The organism is Candidatus Methylomirabilota bacterium, from assembly GCA_036001065.1.
GTDB lineage: Bacteria > Methylomirabilota > Methylomirabilia > Rokubacteriales > CSP1-6 > MNEF01.
This window is the reverse complement of sequence record DASYUQ010000165.1, coordinates 1-3,512: the sequence shown is the minus strand read 5'-3', so window position 1 is coordinate 3,512 and position 3,512 is coordinate 1. Positions and strand designations below refer to the sequence as shown.

The window sequence follows — 3,512 nt, the reverse complement described above, 5'->3', positions numbered from 1 at the left end:
CATCTCACGTTCCTGGTGGGCGTGGCGATCACCGTGGCCCTCGTGGCCACCGCCATGCTGAGCCTCCTCTGGACGCCCGCCGACCCGCTGGCGATGTCGATCACGGGACGGCTGCAGGGTCCCTCGGGCGCCCATCCCTTCGGCACGGACCAGTACGGGCGCGACATCCTGTCGCGCGTGATGGTGGGCGCGGTGACGTCGATCGCCGTCGGCGTCATCGCCGTCGGCATCGGTGCGGTGGTGGGCCTGCTGATCGGCATGCTCAGCGGCTACGTGGGCGGCTGGCCGGACGAGATCCTGATGCGGCTCGTCGACGCGGTGCAGGGGTTTCCCGCCATCCTGGCGGCGCTCCTCTTCGCGGCCGTCTTCAGCCCGGGGATCGTGATCAGCATGGTGGCGATCGGCATCGCCTTCGTCCCCGCCTTCGCGCGGCTCACGCGCGGCAGCTTCCTCGAGCTGCGCGGGCGCGAGTTCGTCCTGGCCGTGCGGGCGCTCGGCGCGGCCGACCGGCGCCTGGTCGCCCGCCACATCCTGCCCAACACGCTGCCGCCCCTCATCGTGCAGGCCACGACGAGCTTTCCCGTGGCCATCCTGGCCGAGGCGGGCCTGGCCTACCTCGGTCTGGGCACGCAGCCCCCCCATCCCTCCTGGGGCCTCATGCTCAAGGAGGCGCAGAACTTCCTGTCGCTGAACCCCTCGTTCGCGCTCTTCCCCGGCGGCGCCATTGCGCTCACCGTGCTCGGCCTGAACATGTTGGGCGACGGGCTCAGAGATCTCCTGGACCCCAGGGCGGCATGAGCGACCAGCACGCCCCACCGTTCGTCTGTTCGTCCCCGCGACGTTGGGATGGAATTTGGAGTTCGGGGGTGGCCGTCTGGAGCTTGTTCGGAGTACAATTGTACAGGTCTGAAACAACATGGATCTGGTCGTGGACACCTCCGCGGTCCTGGCTGTGCTGCTTGAGGAGCCGGAGCGGGAGGCGCTGATCCAGCTGACGACCGGCGCAACGTTGTGCGTGCCGCCATCCGTTCCGTGGGAGGTGGGAAACGCGCTTTCGGCTCTGGTGCGCCGACGGCGGCTTACCAGAGCGCATGCGCGTCGGGTGGTGCGGTCCTTCGAGGCGATTCCGCTGGAAACTGTGGGGATCGACTTGGAACGGGCGGTTGATCTAGCCAGTGCTCATGGCCTGTATGCCTATGATGGCTACCTGCTCGAAGCCGCCCGCACCCGGCGGGCGCCACTCTTGACACTGGATCGGGCGCTGCGCCGGGCAGCGGCGCGCGTCGGGCTCAGTATTGTGGAGGTCCCATCATGAAGGTGTTCACCTACTCGCGTGCACGTCAGGAGCTGGCATCGATTCTCGATCGTGCGTCGCGTGAGGGCGAAGTCCGAATCCGACGTCGGGATGGGCGCCTTTTCACTGTGCAGCCCCTCCGGGCGGGTCGATCGCCACTGAATGTGCCTGGCGTTCGGGCTGCCGTGACCACTGACGAACTCGTCCGGGTCATCCGCCAGGGGCGCCGTGGACGGGCCGGCGCCGCGGCGCCGCTCAATACGCGTCTGCAGCCGACGGCGGCCGCCCAGCGTCGTTCGGTAAAACGTCGGGGGCGGGGCCGCCGCGGCTGAGGCGCCGACCGTAAGGGTCGGCGCTGGAAGGAGCGGTAGGGTGGAGCGCAGCCGTGATTGGTTGGACCAGGCGGAAGGCGATCTCCGGCATGCCCGGAGCGACCTGGACGGTGGCTACTACGAATGGGCGTGCTTTTCCGCCCAGCAGGCTGCCGAGGAGGCTGTCAAGGCGGTCTTCCAGGCGATTGGTGCCGAGGCGTGGGGCCACGCGGTGGCCGACCTGCTCACGGAGCTGAGCCAGCGCCACGCCGTTCCCGACTCCCTCGTGGAAAGCGGGCTCGAGCTCGACAAGGCCTACATTCCCACCCGATACCCGAACGCGCATCCGTCGGGTTCACCGCGGACGCGCTACACGAAGGGCGAGGCGACCCGGCTGATCGGCCATGCCGATGAGATCATCAGGTTCTGTGCGGATCTTCTATCCCGCCTTCGATAGGGCGGGGCTGGTGCGGACGCTCCAGGCGCGGCTCGACCGCCTCGGAGCGGCGCTTCCCCTCGTCAGGGTCGTCCTGTTCGGCTCCTGCGCGCGGGGTACCCACACGGTCGCCAGCGACGTCGACCTGCTCGTCGTCTATCGCGGGGCCCCGCGACCGGACGCCTACGCGGACGTGAAGCGCGCGCTCGGCGTGCCGCGGCTCGAGCCGCACCTCTACACCGAGGTGGAGTACGAGGCGGCGCGGGCAACCGTCGATCGCATGACGCGTGACGGCGTCACGCTCTTCGAGCAGCCCTCCCGCCCGGCGGCCTCGCCTCCGTGAGAGCGGGCTCGCGCTGGGCCTGCCGTTGCGCCGGACCCGCGCCGAACGGCCACCCTCGAGACGCCTTGACGCCGCGGCCCGCTCCACCTATTCTGGTCTGAGCCTGGTCTTAAGCGGGGGGACGGCATGACGACGGTAGGAGTGTACGAGGCCAAGACGCAGCTTCCGCGGTTGATCGACGAGGTGGCCAAGGGCGCCCGGGTCACGATCACGAAACACGGCGTCCCGGTCGCCATGCTGGTTCCGGCCGCTGGCGTGCGGCGTGTGGCGCTGGACGATGTCATCAACGCGCTCCAGGCGTTTCGGAAAGGCCGGCGTCTCGGCGGGCGCTCCCTTCGCGCCCTCATCGCCCAGGGGCGGAGGTGACCCGGCTCGTTCTGGACTGCTCCGTGGCCATGGCGTGGTGCTTCGAGAGCGAAGCCGATCGGTACGCGGATGCTGTCCTGGAGGCTCTGGCGGACGGGGCGGCGGTGGTCCCCGCGCTGTGGCCACTCGAAGTGGCGAACGTGCTGGTGATGGCCGAACGTCGCCGGCGCCTCAGCCGCGCCGCCGCCATGCGATTTCTCGAGCTGGTCGGCGAGCTACCGGTGGTGGTGGATAGCCCGATCACGATTGGGGAGATCCCCGGCCTTCTGGGGCTGGCCACGGCGCACCAGCTGTCCGCGTATGACGCCGCCTACCTCCATCTGGCGATGCGGGAACAGCTTCCCCTCGCCACCAGGGACCACGCCTTGAGAGCCGCTGCCAGGGCCACCGGGGTCAGGCAGTTCGCGCGCGCCTGAGGGGATTTCTCCGCGCGCACGGCTCAGGGCATCGATCGTTCGCGCTCTTCCCCGACGGCGCCATCGCGATCACCGTGCTCGGCCTGAATATGTTGGGCGACGGGCTCAGGGATTTGCTCGATCCCAAGGCGGTTTAGGCTTTTGGCGGCTGGAGGGGGGGCGTGTGTAAGGTTGACTTTGACGGTTTGTTGTCGTTATCGTACCCGTTGGTCTTGACGCGGCCCTGCTGGCGCTGGCCAGCCAAACTGCCACGATACGCGTCACGGAGACAGCACACGATGAAGGTATTCAGCACTTCGTTCGTCATCAGCAGCGAAGAGCGCCTCGAGGTCTCCGACGTCACCAA

7 protein-coding genes are annotated in these 3,512 nt (G+C 68.6%); 6 read left to right on the top strand and 1 reads right to left on the bottom strand.

The window, feature by feature from the left end:
* The 6 genes from VGV13_15985 to VGV13_15960 form a co-directional block, all read left to right on the top strand.
* A partial coding sequence (locus VGV13_15985) for an ABC transporter permease (GenBank protein ID HEV8642591.1) occupies positions 1–798 on the top strand: 798 nt, incomplete at its 5' end.
* A 118-nt stretch (positions 799–916) separates the two neighbouring features.
* Positions 917–1,315, top strand: a complete 399-nt coding sequence (locus tag VGV13_15980; GenBank protein ID HEV8642590.1) for a type II toxin-antitoxin system VapC family toxin — start codon at positions 917–919, stop codon at positions 1,313–1,315.
* A gap of 351 nt (positions 1,316–1,666) precedes the next feature.
* On the top strand, positions 1,667–2,062 hold the full coding sequence (locus VGV13_15975) for a HEPN domain-containing protein (GenBank protein ID HEV8642589.1): 396 nt from the start codon (positions 1,667–1,669) through the stop codon (positions 2,060–2,062).
* The gene (locus VGV13_15970) at positions 2,034–2,384 is read left to right on the top strand and encodes a nucleotidyltransferase domain-containing protein (GenBank protein HEV8642588.1); all 351 of its coding nucleotides are present in this window, start codon (positions 2,034–2,036) and stop codon (positions 2,382–2,384) included. The genes VGV13_15975 and VGV13_15970 overlap by 29 nt, the downstream gene beginning before the upstream one ends.
* A 126-nt stretch (positions 2,385–2,510) precedes the next feature.
* Positions 2,511–2,750, top strand: coding sequence for a type II toxin-antitoxin system prevent-host-death family antitoxin (locus VGV13_15965; GenBank protein ID HEV8642587.1), 240 nt, complete (start codon positions 2,511–2,513; stop codon positions 2,748–2,750).
* A complete protein-coding gene (locus tag VGV13_15960) occupies positions 2,747–3,166 on the top strand; it encodes a type II toxin-antitoxin system VapC family toxin (GenBank protein ID HEV8642586.1) in 420 nt (139 codons plus the stop codon). Before VGV13_15965 ends, VGV13_15960 begins: the two co-directional genes overlap by 4 nt.
* 133 nt (positions 3,167–3,299) lie before the next feature.
* Here VGV13_15960 and VGV13_15955 read toward each other — a convergent pair.
* The coding region (locus tag VGV13_15955; GenBank protein HEV8642585.1) for a hypothetical protein at positions 3,300–3,512 on the bottom strand (213 nt) is incomplete at its 5' end.